Source organism: Selenomonas sp. GACV-9 (genome assembly GCA_900116485.1).
GTDB classification, from domain to species: Bacteria; Bacillota; Negativicutes; order Selenomonadales; family Selenomonadaceae; genus Selenomonas_A; species Selenomonas_A ruminantium_G.
Genome location: FPAX01000001.1, coordinates 297,754 through 314,525, shown reverse-complemented (window position 1 = coordinate 314,525; position 16,772 = coordinate 297,754). Strand labels below are relative to the sequence as shown.

Sequence of the window (16,772 nt, the reverse complement as noted above, 5' to 3'; positions counted from 1 at the left end):
GCTTTGGATGAAAAAGATACAGGAAGTCTATCAAAGACAGGAGTATCCTGTTCGTGTTCTGCAGATTGGTGAAGGAAATTTTTTGCGGGCATTTGTCGACTATGGCATTGATTTGGCTAACGAGAAACGTGGATTTAATGGCAGTGTTGCCGTTGTCATGCCGCGGGCAAAGACCAATACACGGTTTGCTGCCCAGGACAATATTTACTCGGTTTGTGTCCGAGGGAAAAAAGCAGGGAAGACCTATAAGGAAAATCGCGTAATTTCTTGTCTGGATCGTGTAGTCAGTGCTTATTCGGATTATAAGGAATTCCTGCAGCTGGCGGAGCTGCCTTCCTTAGAGTTTGTTATCTCGAACACGACAGAAGCTGGCATTGTATATAATGATGATGATGCGTATGAAGATAAGCCGCCCAAAAGTTATCCGGCAAAATTGACAAAATTCTTATTTACGAGGTTTGAGCATTTTTCGGGGGCAAAAGAAAAAGGCTTGGTCATGCTGCCGGTAGAACTTATTGACCACAATGGGCAGATGCTAAAGAAGTGTGTAAAAGCGTATGCGAAGAAATGGATGCTTGGGGACGCTTTTGCAGCATGGCTTGATGAATCCTGCTTATTTGTCGATACGCTGGTTGACCGTATCGTTACTGGCTATCCGCGAAACGATGCTGCCAAGTATGAACAGGAGCTTGGTTATGAGGATGCCTTACTGGATCAATGTGAGCCGTTTGCCTTTTGGGCCATTGGTGAACCTTCATTGGAAAAACGGTTCCCAATTGCGACAGAGGATTTTCCTATCGTATTTACCAAGGACGTGGATGCCTATAAACGCCGTAAGGTACGTATCTTAAATGGCGCACACACTTCGATGGCGCTGGGGGCCTATCTGGCAGGCCTTGATTATGTAGGCGAATGTATGAAAGATGCCGATATACGCCGGCAGCTTGAGCAGCTGGTTTATCAGGAAATCGTACCAGCCTTTCACAAAGAAGATGATTCGTTGCGTGATTTTGCTGCATCTGTGTTTGAGCGGTTTGAAAATCCATTTGTGAATCATTCCTTGCTCGCGATTTCCTTGAATTCCATTGCCAAATGGCGGGCTCGTGTACTGCCAAGCCTGATGGATTATGAGCAAAACATCAAGGTACTGCCGAAATGGTTGACCTTTTCCCTGGCGGCCTTGCTGGCCTTTTATCATACGGTGGAGAAAGGCGATGGTTGTCTGATTGGTTATCGGAACGGCAAGCCGTATGAGATACACGATGATGCCGAAAAACTTGATCGTGTGGCCAGTTGGGCAGCACTGCCCGATGAAGTATATGTCAGGAAATTTTTGCAGGCAGATGATTTTTGGGGCATAGACCTGCGGACAATTCCTGGTTTTTATGATGCGGTATTGCATCATTATGAGTTATTGCAGCTGATGGGCATAAAGTCGTATATCAAGAAATTGGGAGAGTATATGGCATGAAAAAGTATTTGCAGATTCATCCGCAGGATAATGTCGCTGTGGCCATCGAATCACTTCAACCGGGCGAAGCGATTGCAGCAGGTGCTAAAAGAATCACGGTCAAAGAAAGTATCCCCGCTGGGCATAAAGTAGCGATTGCGCCAATAAGCAGGGGAAGTGATGTGGTAAAATACGGTTTTCCGATTGGCGCTGCGAAAGTAAATATTGAACCAGGTGAGTGGGTTCATACCGAACGACTGCAAAGTAAGTTGGCGGGACTTGTCGATTATCGTTATGAACCCAATAAAAACAGTGCATGGCAGCCGGATGGTTTTGCGCCTAAGGAGAAAAGTTTTTGGGGTTATGAGCGTCCGGACGGCCAAGTAGGGATACGTAATGAAGTCTGGATCATACCGACAGTTGGATGCGTCAATGCCATTGCCAGGGAAATAGAATCGCGGGCTCAAGCAATGCTGACGGGCAAAGAGCATGTTGATGGCATCTTTGCCTTTAATCATCCGTGTGGCTGTTCGCAAATCGATGAGGATTTGGAGAAAACGCAGCAGTTTTTGGCAAGTCTCGTCCATCATCCCAATGCTGGTGCGGTATTGGTACTATCCTTAGGTTGTGAGAACAACACGCTTGCCAGTATGCAAAAAGCCATTGGCAGTTTTGCTGCGGGCAGGGTAAAGTTTTTGGTATGTCAGGATTGTGAAGATGAAATCGAGGCAGGGGTAGCGGCAATTCGTGAGTTGATTGACTATGCCGATAAATGCCAGCGTACTTTGCAGCCGGCAAGCAAGCTGGTCATTGGCCTTAAATGTGGCGGGTCGGATGGCTTTTCAGGCATTACGGCCAATGCCTTGGCAGGGCAGGTGTCCAACATCGTTGCTGCAGCTGGCGGAACAGCAATCTTGACCGAGGTGCCCGAAATGTTTGGGGCAGAAACCTTGCTGATGAATCGGGCCGTTAATGAAGAAATCTTTCGGAAGATTGTGCAACTTATCAATGGCTTCAAGGAATACTATATGCGCTATGGAAAACAAATCAATGAAAATCCATCGCCGGGCAATAAAGCTGGTGGCATAACCACGCTGGAAGAAAAATCCTTGGGTTGTGTGCAAAAAGGAGGCGTGGCGCTGGTTACGGATGTATTGGCTTATGGACAGAGAATAAAAAACAAGACGCAAGGATTGCTGCTGCTTGAGAGTCCTGGCAACGATCTGGTGGCAGCAAATGCTTTGGCTGCAGCGGGTGCGCAGTTGATCTTGTTCACGACAGGGCGTGGTACTCCGTTTGCAGCGCCTGTGCCAACGGTGAAGATTGCCAGCAACTCGAAGTTGGCAACACGGAAAAAGAACTGGCTTGATTTCAATGCAGGGATGCTGCTGGAAGGTGCATCATTAGAAGAACTGGGAGAACGATTTTGGAATTATATGCTGGCAGTTGCTTCTGGACAGGAAAAAACAGTATCGGAGCATCTGGATAAGCATGAATTGGCAATCTTCAAAGACGGAGTTTGTTTATAGAAGAATTTTGACATGTCAAGTGAGTCTCTGGTTGATGGGCGAGCAATCTCTGCTTTTTTATAAGAGAGAAATTTTTTTTGCAAAAGTCTATAACACTTTGGCTGCCTCAGGGATATAAAGAACAAATAGCAAAACAAACCAAACCGCACAGCGGGAAATGCAAGGAGGAATTTATCATGAAAACGCGTATTATGACTTTGCTGGCAGTTCTGATGATGGGGCTTTCGAGTATCTGCATGGCACATGTTTCGGGAGGAAGCATCGATGGCATGATCAATACCTCAGTAGGGCCGAAGGTTGCGATCTATACCTGTGAAGGGTATTCGGTCGGCACCATCGTGGAGTACCCGGGCGATTATCCGCTCGAAGACCATGATGTCATCGAGGCACTCAATGGCGGCTATCTGACGCAGGTCGGCTATGTAAGCGTCAAGGATCTGCGCACGGGTTCGAGCGGCAATGTATTCCGCATCGATGCAGTAGGCCTGAGCGAATATACGGCGAAGGCATGGCTGGCCAATGGCGGGTCCTTCTAAGCGCGAGATGGGCAGCAGCTGCAAAAGACTTGACAAGTCAAACGTCAATGGTTAAACTAAGCTTACAAGTCGATAATGCCGTGCAGGACTGACGGATTAGTGGAATCGACCACATGTACTGCAAGGTTTAACAAGCCGACCGTCTGGGCAGAGAGTTTTTGTCCAGACGGTTTTTTGTTTGGATGAAAGCTCTTTTTCTCGTTGCTGCGCAGGCAGCAGAAAGGATGGTTTTCATGCGAAATCGTTGGCTCATTGCGTTGGCTGCGGTGGGAATCCATATTTCCATCGGCAGCGTCTATGCCTGGAGTGTCCTGACGCGCCCGATTATGGCACAAATGGGGACTACGCTTGCGCAGACGACAGGGGCGTTTTCTCTGGCAATCCTGTTTCTTGGCATGTCGGCAGGTTTCTTGGGCCGGTTTGTGGAAAAACATGGGCCGAAGAAGAGCGGGCTGCTGGCCATGCTGTTCTTTGGCACGGGCATGTTCGGCACAGCGCTGGCGCTCCATTTGCACAGCTTGCTGCTCTTGTATCTTTTCTATGGTGTCATCGGCGGCATCGGCCTTGGTGTCGGCTATATCACGCCGGTATCGACGCTCGTCAAGTATTTCCCGCAGCACCGCGGCTTTGCGACGGGGCTTGCCATCATGGGCTTCGGCTTTGCCGCGCTGGTGGCAGGGCCTGTCATGCAGTTCTTGACGGCACGGGTTGGTCTGGTGGACAATTTCCTGATCCTGGGGGCGGTCTACATGGTCTTGATGGGGGCGTCAGCCCTTTACCTGAAGCCGCCTGTGCAGCAGAAGGGCAGGGCACAGGTCACGCGCATCCAGCATGGCGCTACGGCGGCTGAGGCCATCAAGACCTGGCAGTTCGGGGCGCTCTGGTGGGTGTTCTTTGTCAATATCACCTGCGGCATCGGCCTGCTGGCTGTGGCCTCGCCGATGGCCCAGCAGGTTGCCGGCATGGATGCGGCCCAGGCGGCGTCCATGGTTGGCATCATCGGGCTCTTGAATGGCGGCGGGCGCATTGTCTGGTCGACGCTCTCGGATTATTTGGGGCGCGGGCTCACCTACATGGTGTTTTTCGCGCTGGAGATCGGTGCCTTTTACTTGCTGGCGGGCACAAGCGATGCGCTGATGTTCCAGTTGCTCGTGTTTCTGATCATCAGCTGCTATGGTGGCGGCTTTTCGTGCATGCCGGCTTATCTTGCCGATATCTTCGGCACGCGTGAGTTAAGCGCGATCCACGGCCGTGTGCTGACGGCCTGGGGCATTGCTGGCGTGGCCGGTCCGACCATCGTTTCGTGGTTCTGGGAGCATACGCATAGCTATTCGGCGACGCTGCTGTTCTTTGCCGGCTGCTTCGTGCTGAACTTCCTGCTGGCTGCGGTGTTGAAACTGCATGGCAGCCGCGCAGCTGCCGCCGTCAAGACGGCAAATACCTAAGAAAATATCGCTGGGCCTCCCTTGGCAGGACTTTTCCTTGTCGGACGCGAATACAAGCGTAGACAAAGAAAATTTTGCATAGCAAGGGAGGTTTTTTTATGGGAATCCTGGAATCTATGGGCAGGCGCCGCTCGTATTATCAAATCAATAAGGAGCTGCCGGTCACGGCCGAGAAGATCCGCGAGGTGGTGGAGCAGGCAACAGAGCTGACGCCTGATGCGTTCAATATGAGGTCGGCGCGTGTCGTGGTGGCGCTCGGCAGGAAGCAGGATGTGCTTTGGGACGTGATTTACGATGCCTTTGACGGCAAGGTAGCACGTGAGAAGATTGACGGCTTCAAGGCTGGCGCGGGTACGGTGCTCTATTTCTACGATGAAGATGTTGTAAGGAACTTGCAGGGGCAGTTTCCCATGTATGCGGAAAACTTCCCGCTATGGGCGCAGCAGGCTAACGGCATGTTGCAGTTTGCTGCCTGGACAGCCTTGCGCGATTTGGAGGTCGGGGCTAGTATCCAGCACTACAATCCGGTCATTGACGAGGCCGTGCATACCTTGTTTGCCCTGCCGGCTTCCTGGAAACTCATCGCCCAGATGCCGTTTGGCGGCATCGCTGCCGGGCCGGAGCCTAAGGAGAAGGAAGACATCGCGCAGCGGGTCAAAGTGCAGACGTGATTTTCAACCAGCGGCATTCGTACATAAATAGGGCGGAATCATGACCGGGGGAATGTAAGAATAGGCATTGTTAATAGGGCGTAACACTTGTTGCAGGACTTTATGGGTATGATGATTTGTGATATAATTCAGGCAAGAGAGAGGAGTCGCTATCAATGACACAAAGCCAAACGTCAGCAGAAGAACTGCTTGGTTTTAATAATCCTCAGTATGATCTTGCTGCCAAGAATATCTTGTCGGAAAGGTCTGTAGCTGCGTACCTGTTGAAGGGAACCGTGCCGGAGTTTAAGAACGCAAGTATCAAAGACATCGCTGAGAAGTGTATCGAGGGCGATATTCAGGTCAGCGATGTGCCGGTAAATCCTGGCAAAACGAACGTGGTGAAAAAACCGAAGAAGATAAAGGGACTGCGCAATGAAGCAGGCGATGTCACAGAGGGCTGGATTACCTTTGACATAATTTTCCATGCCATTATTCCGGATAGTGGCGAACGCATACGTCTCATCATCAATATAGAGGCTCAGAAGACATTTTCGGAATCTACGTTAAAATATATCCTAACGAAAAGAGCCGTATTCTATGCCAGCAGGTTGATATCATCGCAGAAGGAAACGGAATTCAGTGGCTCTGATTACAGTGAGGTCAAGAAGGTATACACCATTTGGATATGTATGGAATCACCTGCGGACAGGAGTGTCATCAACCACTATCGTATGGCGGAGCGTCATCTGGTTGGCAAGTACAAGGAACCGCAGGAAAATTATGACCTGATTAACATCGTGATGGTCTATCTGGCATCGGGGCCGGTACGGAACAAGATGCTGTCCATGCTGCAGGTGATATTCCAGGAGACAGATAAGACCGCTGAAGAAAAGAGTGAAATTCTAAGGAAGAAGTTTGATATTGAAGTTACTGCTGAAATGGAAGAGGAGTTGAGAACGATGTGCAATTTGAGCGAAGGCATTTATGAGCGTGGGTTAACACAGGGAATAGCACAGGGAGCTGAAGCGAAAACGATAGAGGTAATAATGAACCTATGGAATGCTGGAAAAGATTTGTCCATCATTAAAATTGCCAGCGGCTGGACGGAAGAAAAGATTATGCGGGTAGTCAAGAAGGATAATAATTGACTATAGATGGCGCATGGTGCTATGCCATGCGTCTTTTTATGGGAAACATTGATATTATTGGGAGGGTATATGTCGAATAAAAGATTGGAGCTTACCTGGTATAATAAGGATATGGCTTTGATACCGACTGAAGCAGGGAGATATGGGTATAAATGGGTGAATCCTTCAGATCCGAGGTATTGTGAAACGCACACGCTTATCTATGATGAGTATATTCGAGGAGAGCAGTCACCCAAAAGCGATAAATATCAATACTCACCTCAGGCAGATTATGAGCCTCAAACGAAGAATTTGATGATTCTGGGAGAATCAGGCGATGTATTGGAGACCATAACTCGGGTGCCAGAACTAGCCAAGGAGTATCTTGGACAGGTCAAACTGGTGTATATAGATCCGCCCTTTAACACATCAAAGGCTTTTGCGTCTTATGAGGACAATCTGGAGCATTCTGTCTGGCTGACTATGATGCGGGATCGGCTTTTGCATATCAAGAGGCTTTTGTCAAAGGATGGTTCTGTTTGGGTGCATTTAGACACATCTGAGAACCATAGGATGAGGCTGCTGTTGGATGAGATTTTTGGGGAGCAGAATTTCGTCACCGAGGTGATTTGGGGCAAGGCTGATACCAGCCGCAACGATGCCAAGCAGTTTTCGCTTGATCAGGACTATATTTATGTCTATTCCCGTAATCCGGAATGGAGGCTGAACAGGCTACCACGTACGGCTAAGCAGGATTCCATTTATGATTCACCAGATGGAGACCCCAAACCTTGGCTGGCTAAGCCTGGACATGGACCAGGGGCTGCTACTCATCAAGGTATGGTTTATGCAGTTCAATCACCATTTACGGGGGAATTATTGTATCCACCAATTGGTGGTTGTTGGCGTTTAGGTCAGCAGCAGATGTATGCTGAGTTGTCAAAATATACGGCATATGAAAAAAGAGAAATAGATGATGCGGACAGAAGAGCAGAAGTGTGTGGTATTGACAAAAATAGTATACAAATGGGAGTTAGTGCTTTGTTGCTGAAAGAACCATTTGAAACTGCATGTAAGGAAGCGCAGGAGGTAGCCAAGGGAGTGCTGCCTATGGTGTATTTTATCAATGAGGGCAGAACTGTGCAGATCAAGGGCTATTTGCCGGATAAGGGTATTGTGCCACGCACTATCTGGAACTTCAAAGAGACTGGCAGTAACCGTAACAGCAAGGCGGAAAGCAAAAAGCTGTTTCCAAATGAACCGCCGTTTGCAACACCAAAGCCAGAAAAACTCTTGCAACGTATTATTCATATCGCGACCAATCCTGGCGATATTGTGCTGGACTGTTTTGCAGGCTCAGGTACGACGGCTGCTGTGGCGCAGAAGATGGGGCGCAGATGGGTGACTTGTGAACTGTTGGAGGACAATTTCAACCGATATACTAAGCCACGTTTAGTAAAGGTCGTTAATGACCAAGATGAAGGCGGCATCACACGTACTAAAGGGAAGCGCATAGCCGCATCAGGGGTGGAGCTCCCCGAGGGGGTCTTGCCGGAGGATGCGGCAAAATTCACTTCTGTGTTAAATAAACTGATAGCTGATGACGAGGAGCTGAAAAAGCATGCTGTCATCAAAAAGTTGAAAGCATTGGCCAAAACGCAGAACGAGAAGGAGGTTATCAACTGGCGTGGTGGCGGAGGCTTTCAAGTTGCGCATTTGTCACCAGCCTGTTTTGATTACAGCCCAGCTCTGGGAAGCGTATTTTTGACAGAAGAAGCTAAAGGCGAAACTTTGGTGAAGTCTGTAGTGGCAAATCTGGAATTTAGCTACATCAAGAACACACCGGGCACGGTCTTTGATGGACGGCGTGGGAAGAATTTGCTGAAGGTCATAGATGGTGTGGCAACCAAAGAAATCATTGATTGGCTGGTTTCGCAGCTGGAATCAGATGAAACGGTAATTGTGGCAGCGACTAGTGTAATGGATGGAGTAAGGGAGTATTTACGCAAGAATTGTAAAGGTGGGAAGGTATTAGTCATTCCTGATAACCTTTTCAATTACTCAGGAGGTGTCGATTGATGGCTAACAAATTAAATATAGAGTATGATTCCAGCCTGGTTGATTCCATAAGTGCTGAATTTGACCTGCGTGAACCGAATAAAAATGCGCTCAAACGTCTTTTGTTTGCTCTTAATGGGAATTATAATCCAAAAGTCATGCAGGTGCTGAACCTGGCCACAGGTGTGGGCAAGACCTATCTGATGGCTGCCCTGATGGAATATCTGCGGCGTCAGGGAATCGGAAATGTTGTCATCGTCACGCCGGGTAAAGTAGTGCAGTCTAAAACGATAAAGAACTTCACTCCCGGCAGTGGAAAATACATCACCGGTGCAGCCGTACCGCCGGCTGTAGTTACGCCACAAGACTATTCTGCTTGGATTGCCCGCATCAATGGTGCGCCTAACTTAATCTATGGACGAGAGGTGCCAATGCTGGCGTTTATCTTCAATATCCAACAGTTGATTGCGCCGAAGGATATGGAAGGTGATACAACAGGAGATACGCAGGATGCAGTACGTCGCAAGCCACGTCGGTTTGATGAACATGCTGGTGTATTGTTTGACTATTTGAAAGGCTTGGATGATCTTGTTCTTATAGCAGATGAGTCGCATCTATACTCGTCCAGTGCAGAGGCTTTCAATGCTGCGTTGCAGGAACTTAATCCGGCAGCGTCTATTGGACTTACGGCATCAGTGCTGCCTGAGGATTATGTAATTTATAAATATCCTCTGTATCAGGCTATTCAAGATCACTATGTCAAGGGGCCAGTACTGGCTTTTCGTAAAAAAGGCTATGGCGAAGACCAAGCTGCTGAGGAACAGCAGTTGCGGGATGCCTTGCAGTTGCGTTCCCTAAAGCAGAAATATTATGATCACTATACTGCGGAGCACGAATTGTCACATTTGAATGCAATTGCTTTTGTTGTTTGTGCGGATGTCGAGCATGCTACACAAGTCGCTGGAATTCTGCGCTCGCCGGAATATCTGGGAAATGATGCAGCCGTGCTGCAGGTTGATTCACAGCATGACGATGCTGCCACGCAAGCACTTCTGGAGAATCTAGACAAGCCGGATTCTCCTGTATTGGCCGTAGTGAGCGTCAATAAGCTCAAAGAGGGCTGGGATGTCAAGAATATCGCAGTGATGGTGACACTTAGGGCTATGGCCTCTGAGGTGCTTACCCAGCAGACCATGGGGCGCGGTTTGCGTTTGCCTTTTGGCAAGTATACTGGTATCCAGCAAATTGATCAGCTGGATATCATAGCCCATCAATCATTCGTGGAGTTGCTTAAGGCAGAAAATGTTTTGCAGCAGTTCGGGTTGGAAGAGGCTATGGATCCATCCAGACAAGCTGATTTCAATAAGACTGTGCGTAATGTAGCCGAAAGCGGCATGAATGATGCAGAAGCAGATAGGACATCAGGTCCTTCTCAAAATGCATCTTCGGCAGTGAAGAGTCAACATGGGATGAATATGGTCGAGCAGGCTGGTGAGCACAGCGGTGATTATGGAAATGAAAATACTGAATCTATTGCCACCACAGGTACTTTCCATGAGCAGGGAGCCATATATGACTCCTCCCATAGGGCGACAACGGTTGGAATCAGGTCTATTCCTGATGAGCTGGAAGAACGAGAGGCGGAATATAATTGGTTACCAGTTGTTATAAGCAGAAATCCTAAATTTGCAAACGTAACATATAAATTCCCAGTTACAGTGGTAGAACTGAATCAACCGCCAATTGATCTTTCTGAAATCGATGATAAAGAGATTGAGTCAGCTGCCAAGAAAGTTACATCCACAGGTGATATCATGTACCGTAAAGAAATCGTGGCTGCTTTGGGCAAGAAAGAGCTACGAACTGTTGATGTCGAGAGTGCAGAGGTGGATTCTATTCGTGTAGGTGATGAAGATGCAGCTGCCGCACTTGTCAAGTTAGTGATGAAGATGCAGCTTATTCCTACTAACCAAAAGACTGCACTTTATGTCAAAAAGTTCCTTGTTCCCAAATTTATGAAATCTGTGCAGCTATCTGGTTGGACAATAAAATCATTGACGTCGGCAGAAATACAGCTTCGAGGTGTGTTGCAGGGCTATATCAAAAAAGTGCGACAGGGCATCAAAGAGATGGCTAAAATACAGCCCAAGGAAATCAACCTTAAGAATGATGTTACACTGCCATTTGGAGAATATGTACATGATCCCATTGATTCCAGAGCTGATTTCGTGCCTAAACGATATTATTCAGGATGGTTCAAATCCTTATTTGAAAATGAATCATTTGATTCATATAGTGGTGAGTACGAATTGGCTAAGATTTTGAATACCTCACCGCATATCAAGTGGTGGCACAGGCTGCATCCTTCGTATGGTACATATATTTATTATACGGCAAGAGACAGGTATTTCCCCGATTTTGTGGCATGCGATGATACTGACACATATTGGATTATTGAGGGAAAAGACAAGCGCGGCCGTGATGATGAAACAGTTCAGGCGAAGAGAAAGGCTGCTGAATCCCTAGTAAGAAAGTTAGTGGTTGAAAAAGAATACGAAGGACAGAAATGGGGTTATCTGATTGCCTATGAAGATGATATTGCACAGTCAGATTCTTGGGATGATTTGAAGGTTCTTGCACAGCCAGTGACCAATATTGTGTAAAAGTTTTCAGTGCTGTCTGCAATCAATTAAGAGGAGCTGGAAACATTTAGTGACTTTTCGACTGCCGTATGTTATGATAGTGACAGCAAATCATATAAGCAAATGATAGTAGGGCGAGAAATCGCTACGGTAAGGACATCCATAATCCGGCAGTTTCGGGTTATGGATGTTTTTTTTATTTGAGGGAGGAATGTTTTTCGATGACCGATGAATTGTTTGCGCGGACGCCGATACCGAAGGCGTATATGACGCTGGCCCTGCCCGTTGTCATGAGCATGGTCGTGCAGCTCGTCTACAGCATGGCCGATACGTTCTTTATCGCCTTGACGGGTGATACGGCCTTGATTGCGGGTGTATCCATCTGCACGCCGCTCTTTACGCTGATGCTGGCCTTTGGCGATTTGTTTGGGCTTGGCGGCAGCTCGGTGATTGCGCGGCTGTTTGGCGCCGGCTGCAAGGATGATGGCAAACGGCTCAGCATTTTTTGCTTTTATGGGGCCCTCGCTTTTGGCATTGTGGCAGCAGCAGTCCTTTTGGCCTTTGAGCCTGAGATGCTGGCATTGCTGGGGGCAGAAGGTGAGGTAACGGCGCATGCAGCGGCCTATTATTCCTGGTTTATCGCTGGCGCACCGTTCGTGATTTTCTCGCTGGTGCCGACGAACCTCTTGCGTACGGCCGGCTGCCCGAAGATCTCGATGAATGCTTCCATCCTCGGTGCTGCTGTCAATATCGCGCTGGACCCTGTGCTGATTTTCGGGCTTGAACTTGGCGCAGCTGGTGCGGCACTGGCAACGGCCATCGGCTATATCTGCTCGGATCTCTATGCCGTGCGCTATATCCGGCGTCACTGTGCGGAGCTGTCGCTGGACCTGCCGGGACTGCGGATTGACCGCACGGAGATCCGGGCAATCTTCACGATCGGCCTGGCGGCAGCCGTGACGAATTTCACCCAGACCTTCGGCATCGCGATGACGAACCGCAGCCTGCTGCCCTATGGCAGTGATGCGATTGCCGTCATGGGCATCGTCATGAAGATCATCATGATCGTGGCCCTGGTGGTCGTGGGGCTGGCCTTTGGCGGGCAGCCGCTTATCGGCTATACCTATGGGGCCAGGGATAAAGCGCGCCTGAAAAAAGTCATTGCCTTTGCCCTGCAGGCCGTGGTGGGGACAAGCGTGGTGCTGGCTTTGGGGCTTGCCCTCTTTGCCCGGCAGGTCGTCCATGTCTTCCTCGAGGAGCCTGCGCTCATCGAGCAGGGCGTCACGATACTCTATTGGCAGCTGCCAGCCATCGTCTTCATGGGCATCGGTCTGGTGCTCATCTGCACCTTCCAGGCCACGGGCAAGGGGCTGCCGTCGCTCATCCTGTCGCTTTGCCGCCAGGGCATCGTCTATGCCTTGGCGCTTGCCATCCTGCCCTTGTGGTTTGGCTATACGGGCGTCATTGCCGCTCAGCTGGCGGCCGATATCGTGACGGTTGTCATTGCGGCCGTTTTATATCGTATAAGTCTGGCAAAATGACAGGCAGCAACAGGAAAAGTGGTTGAAGTCATATTACGTGAAAGTAAAATTGACGATATCAACCGAAGATGTTAAACTTTATAAGTAGCAACATTAGTGATAATTGTTAGATATTTCGCAATCAAAGGGAAGAAGGTACATGGATCGAATCAATCAGCATACAGCTCCGGTTTATGAGGCACTGCTCGAACTGCGCAAGCGGCGGGTGGTTCCTTTTGATGTGCCCGGGCATAAGCGTGGGCGCGGCAATCCGGAGCTGCTCGATTTTTTGGGTGAGAAATGCGTAGGGGTCGATGTCAACTCGATGAAGATGCTCGACAATTTAAGCCACCCGATATCTGTCATCCGCGAGGCCGAGGAGCTTACCGCGGATGCTTTTGGTGCGCAGCATGCGTTCTTTATGGTCAATGGCACGACCTCGGCCGTGCAGGCGATGGTGCTGGCGACAGTGCGCGCTGGCGACGAGATACTGCTGCCGCGCAACGTGCACAAGAGCGTCATCAATGCGCTGGTACTCTGCGGCGGCATCCCGGTCTATGTGCCCGTGCGCGTCAATCATCAGATCGGCATCGCGACGGGCATGGCCCTCAGTGACGTGGAAAAGGCCATCCGCGAGCATCCGCGGGCCAAGGCCATCTTTGTCAACAATCCGACCTATTACGGCATTGCCTCGGACCTCAAGGGCATCGTGCGTGCCGCCCATGCGGCAGGCATGAAGGTGCTGGTCGACGAGGCCCATGGCACCCATCTCTACTTCGGTAAGAATCTGCCGATTTCGGGCATGGCAGCTGGCGGCGACCTGGCTGCTGTGTCGATGCACAAGTCAGGCGGCAGCCTGACCCAGAGCTCCATCCTGCTCTGCGGTGAGGGCGTCGATGCCGAGTATGTGCAGCAGATCATCAACCTCACCCAGACGACGAGTGCTTCGTATCTTTTGATTTCCAGCCTTGATCTCTCCCGCCGCAACCTTGCCCTGCATGGCTGCGAGGCTTTTGAGAAGGTCAGCTCGATGGCCGAGTATGCGCGGTCGGAGATTAACGACATCGGCGGCTTCTATGCCTATGGCCGTGAGCTTATCGATGGGGACAGCGTCTATGACTTCGATGTGACGAAGCTGTCGGTATTCACGCAGGGCATCGGCATGACGGGCATCGAGGTCTACGACATGCTGCGGGATGAGTACGATATCCAGATCGAGTTCGGCGATATCGGCAACATCCTGGCCTACATCTCGATTGGCGACCGCATCCGCGACATCGAGCGGTTGGTTGGGGCACTCGAGGATATCGCGGGCCGCTTTGCCAAGGACAAGCGGGAGCTCTACTGCGGCGAGTTTATCGCCCCCGAGCTCGTCATGAGCCCCAAGGAGGCCTTCTACGCCAAGGGTGAACGCCTGCCGTTGAAGGATACGGTGGGCCGCATCTCGGGGGAGATGCTCATGTGCTATCCGCCGGGCATCCCTATCCTGACGCCGGGCGAGCGCATCACCGAAGAGATACTTACCTATATCGAATACGCGCGGGAAAAAGGCTGTTCCCTGCAGGGAACGCAGGACCCGGAGTGCCGGGAATTGCGCATTTTGACGGAAACTTGACAAGTCAGCCTGACATGTCAAGTTGACCGGTCACTTTGACTTGTCAACAGGGGAGGAACCGAAGCAATGGAAATATGGTTTTCACAGATGGATACGGAAAACGTCAAGACTTCCGTGCGCGTGGATAGACAGCTGTTCTCCAAGCAGAGCGAGTATCAGCGGATTGATGTCTTTGAGTCCAACGAATTCGGCCGCATGATTGTGCTGGACGGCGAAATCATCTTCTCGGAGGCCGACGAATTCATCTATAACGAAATGGTGGTGCACGTGCCCATGGCCGTTCATCCCGAGGTCAGGAATGTACTGATTATCGGCGGTGGCGATGGCGGTGTGGCCAAGGTGCTCACCCAGTATCCCGAGATCGAGTCCATCGATGTGGTCGAGCCCGATGAGATGTTCATCGAGGTGTCCCGGGAGTTTTTCCCCGAGACGGCCAAGGGCTTTGACGATGCACGCGTCAAGATCACGAATATGGACGGCCTGCGCTTCCTGCGCCGCTGCCGTGACAAATACGACCTCATCATCAACGATTCGACGGACCCTTTCGGCCATACCGAGGGGCTGTTTACGCGGGAGTTCTATGGCAACTGTTACCGGGCACTGCATGACGATGGCATCATGGTCTATCAGCACGGCAGCCCATTCTACGATGAGGATGAGGCGGCGTTCCGCGCAATGCACCGCAAGGCCTATCAGAGCTTCCCGGTGAGCCGCGTCTATCAGGCCAGCATCCCGACCTGCCCGGCAGGTATCTGGATGTTCGGCTTTGCATCGAAGAAATACCATCCGCTCAAGGATTTCGATGCCAAGCGCTGGAACAAGCGCGAATTGAAGACTTGGTATTATACCACCCATTTGCATAAGGGCGCCTTCATGCTGCCCAAGTACGTAGAGGATATCCTGTCAGAGGAGGAGACGAGAAAATGAGCAAATTGATGATTATCGGCTGTGGCGGTGTGGCAAGTGTTGCCATCCATAAGGTGTGCCAGAACGATGGCGTTTTCGATGAACTGTTGATTGCCAGCCGCACGGTGTCCAAGTGCGATGCCCTGAAGGAGAAACTGCAGGGCCAGACGAAGACGAAGATCACGACGGCGCAGATCGATGCCGATGATGCCGAAGCCTTGACGAAACTCATCAAGGAGTACCAGCCCGATGCCGTCCTGAATGTGGCGCTGCCGTATCAGGACCTCACGATCATGGATGCCTGCCTGGCAGCTGGTGTCGATTATATCGATACGGCGAACTTCGAGCCCGAGGACACCGAAGACCCCGAGTGGCGCAAGATTTACGACAAGCGCTGCAAGGAGCTTGGCTTCTCGGCTTACTTTGACTATTCCTGGCAGTGGGCCTATGAGGACAAGTTCAAACAGGCCGGCCTTACGGCCCTTTTGGGCACGGGCTTTGACCCGGGCGTCACGTCGGTCTTTGCGGCCTATGCCAAGAAACATTACTTCGATACCATCGACACCATCGATATCCTCGACTGCAATGGCGGCGATCACGGCTATGCCTTTGCCACGAACTTCAATCCCGAGATCAACCTGCGCGAGGTCTCGGCACCGGGCTCCTATATGGAAAATGGCAAGTGGGTGGAGATACCGGCCATGAGCATCAAGCGGGAATACGACTTCGAGGGCGTGGGCAAGAAGGATATGTACCTGCTGCATCATGAGGAAATCGAAGCCCTGGGCCGCAATATGCCTGAAGTCAAGCGCATCCGCTTCTTCATGACCTTTGGCCAGAGCTATCTGGACCATATGCGCTGCCTCGAAAACGTCGGCATGCTTTCGACGACGCCGATAAACTACAACGGGCAGGAAATCGTGCCGATCCAGTTCCTCAAGGCACTGTTGCCGGATCCGGCGTCCCTGGGCCCGCGCACGAAGGGCAAGACGAATATCGGCTGCATCTTCACGGGCAAGAAGGATGGCAAGGAGCGCTCCATCTACATCTATAACGTCTGCGATCATCAGGAGTGCTTTAAGGAAGTTGGCTCCCAGGCCATCTCCTACACGACGGGCGTGCCGGCGATGATCGGTGCGATGCTCGTCGTGACCGGCCAGTGGAAGAAGCCGGGCGTATTTACCACCGATGAGTTCGATCCCGACCCGTATATGGAAGCCCTCAACAAATGGGGTCTGCCCTGGAAGGTCGTAGAGAATCCGGTGCTGGTTGACTGATAGGGAACGAAAGC

Annotated in this window: 12 protein-coding genes and 1 riboswitch; all 12 genes read left to right on the top strand. The window is 50.5% G+C overall.

Annotation, left to right across the window (positions count from 1 at the left end):
- Positions 1 to 7 precede the first annotated feature (7 nt).
- The 12 genes from BM322_RS01415 to BM322_RS01360 all read left to right on the top strand — a co-directional run bounded on the left by BM322_RS01415 (position 8) and on the right by BM322_RS01360 (position 16,758).
- Positions 8 to 1,471, top strand: coding sequence for a tagaturonate reductase (locus BM322_RS01415; protein ID WP_075428120.1), 1,464 nt, complete (start codon positions 8 to 10; stop codon positions 1,469 to 1,471).
- Positions 1,468 to 2,979 (top strand): UxaA family hydrolase, encoded by a 1,512-nt coding sequence (locus BM322_RS01410; RefSeq protein WP_075428119.1) that lies wholly within the window; start codon positions 1,468 to 1,470, stop codon positions 2,977 to 2,979. Before BM322_RS01415 ends, BM322_RS01410 begins: the two co-directional genes overlap by 4 nt.
- Before the next feature lie 176 nt (positions 2,980 to 3,155).
- On the top strand, positions 3,156 to 3,515 hold the full coding sequence (locus BM322_RS01405; protein WP_075428118.1) for a hypothetical protein: 360 nt from the start codon (positions 3,156 to 3,158) through the stop codon (positions 3,513 to 3,515).
- 74 nt (positions 3,516 to 3,589) lie between these two features.
- A riboswitch (ZMP/ZTP riboswitch) is annotated at positions 3,590 to 3,671 on the top strand.
- Positions 3,672 to 3,748: 77 nt separating this feature from the next.
- Positions 3,749 to 4,960 (top strand): OFA family MFS transporter, encoded by a 1,212-nt coding sequence (locus BM322_RS01400; RefSeq protein WP_075428117.1) that lies wholly within the window; start codon positions 3,749 to 3,751, stop codon positions 4,958 to 4,960.
- Positions 4,961 to 5,058: 98 nt separating this feature from the next.
- Complete coding sequence (locus tag BM322_RS01395) at positions 5,059 to 5,631, top strand: nitroreductase family protein (RefSeq protein ID WP_075428116.1); 573 nt, start codon at positions 5,059 to 5,061, stop codon at positions 5,629 to 5,631.
- Between the two features lie 155 nt (positions 5,632 to 5,786).
- Positions 5,787 to 6,761 carry a hypothetical protein gene (locus BM322_RS01390; RefSeq protein ID WP_075428115.1) on the top strand — a complete coding sequence of 325 codons (975 nt, stop codon included), beginning with the start codon at positions 5,787 to 5,789 and terminating at the stop codon, positions 6,759 to 6,761.
- Between the two features lie 69 nt (positions 6,762 to 6,830).
- Positions 6,831 to 8,819 (top strand): site-specific DNA-methyltransferase, encoded by a 1,989-nt coding sequence (locus BM322_RS01385; RefSeq protein WP_075428114.1) that lies wholly within the window; start codon positions 6,831 to 6,833, stop codon positions 8,817 to 8,819.
- Positions 8,819 to 11,461, top strand: a complete 2,643-nt coding sequence (locus BM322_RS01380; protein ID WP_075428113.1) for a DEAD/DEAH box helicase — start codon at positions 8,819 to 8,821, stop codon at positions 11,459 to 11,461. The genes BM322_RS01385 and BM322_RS01380 overlap by 1 nt, the downstream gene beginning before the upstream one ends.
- A 200-nt stretch (positions 11,462 to 11,661) precedes the next feature.
- Positions 11,662 to 12,981, top strand: a complete 1,320-nt coding sequence (locus tag BM322_RS01375) for an MATE family efflux transporter (protein ID WP_075428112.1) — start codon at positions 11,662 to 11,664, stop codon at positions 12,979 to 12,981.
- 139 nt (positions 12,982 to 13,120) lie between these two features.
- Positions 13,121 to 14,575, top strand: coding sequence for an aminotransferase class I/II-fold pyridoxal phosphate-dependent enzyme (locus tag BM322_RS01370; RefSeq protein ID WP_075428111.1), 1,455 nt, complete (start codon positions 13,121 to 13,123; stop codon positions 14,573 to 14,575).
- A 66-nt stretch (positions 14,576 to 14,641) separates the two neighbouring features.
- Positions 14,642 to 15,502, top strand: a complete 861-nt coding sequence (gene speE / locus BM322_RS01365) for a polyamine aminopropyltransferase (protein ID WP_075428110.1) — start codon at positions 14,642 to 14,644, stop codon at positions 15,500 to 15,502.
- Complete coding sequence (locus BM322_RS01360) at positions 15,499 to 16,758, top strand: saccharopine dehydrogenase family protein (RefSeq protein WP_075428109.1); 1,260 nt, start codon at positions 15,499 to 15,501, stop codon at positions 16,756 to 16,758. The genes speE and BM322_RS01360 overlap by 4 nt, the downstream gene beginning before the upstream one ends.
- Positions 16,759 to 16,772: the final 14 nt, after the last annotated feature.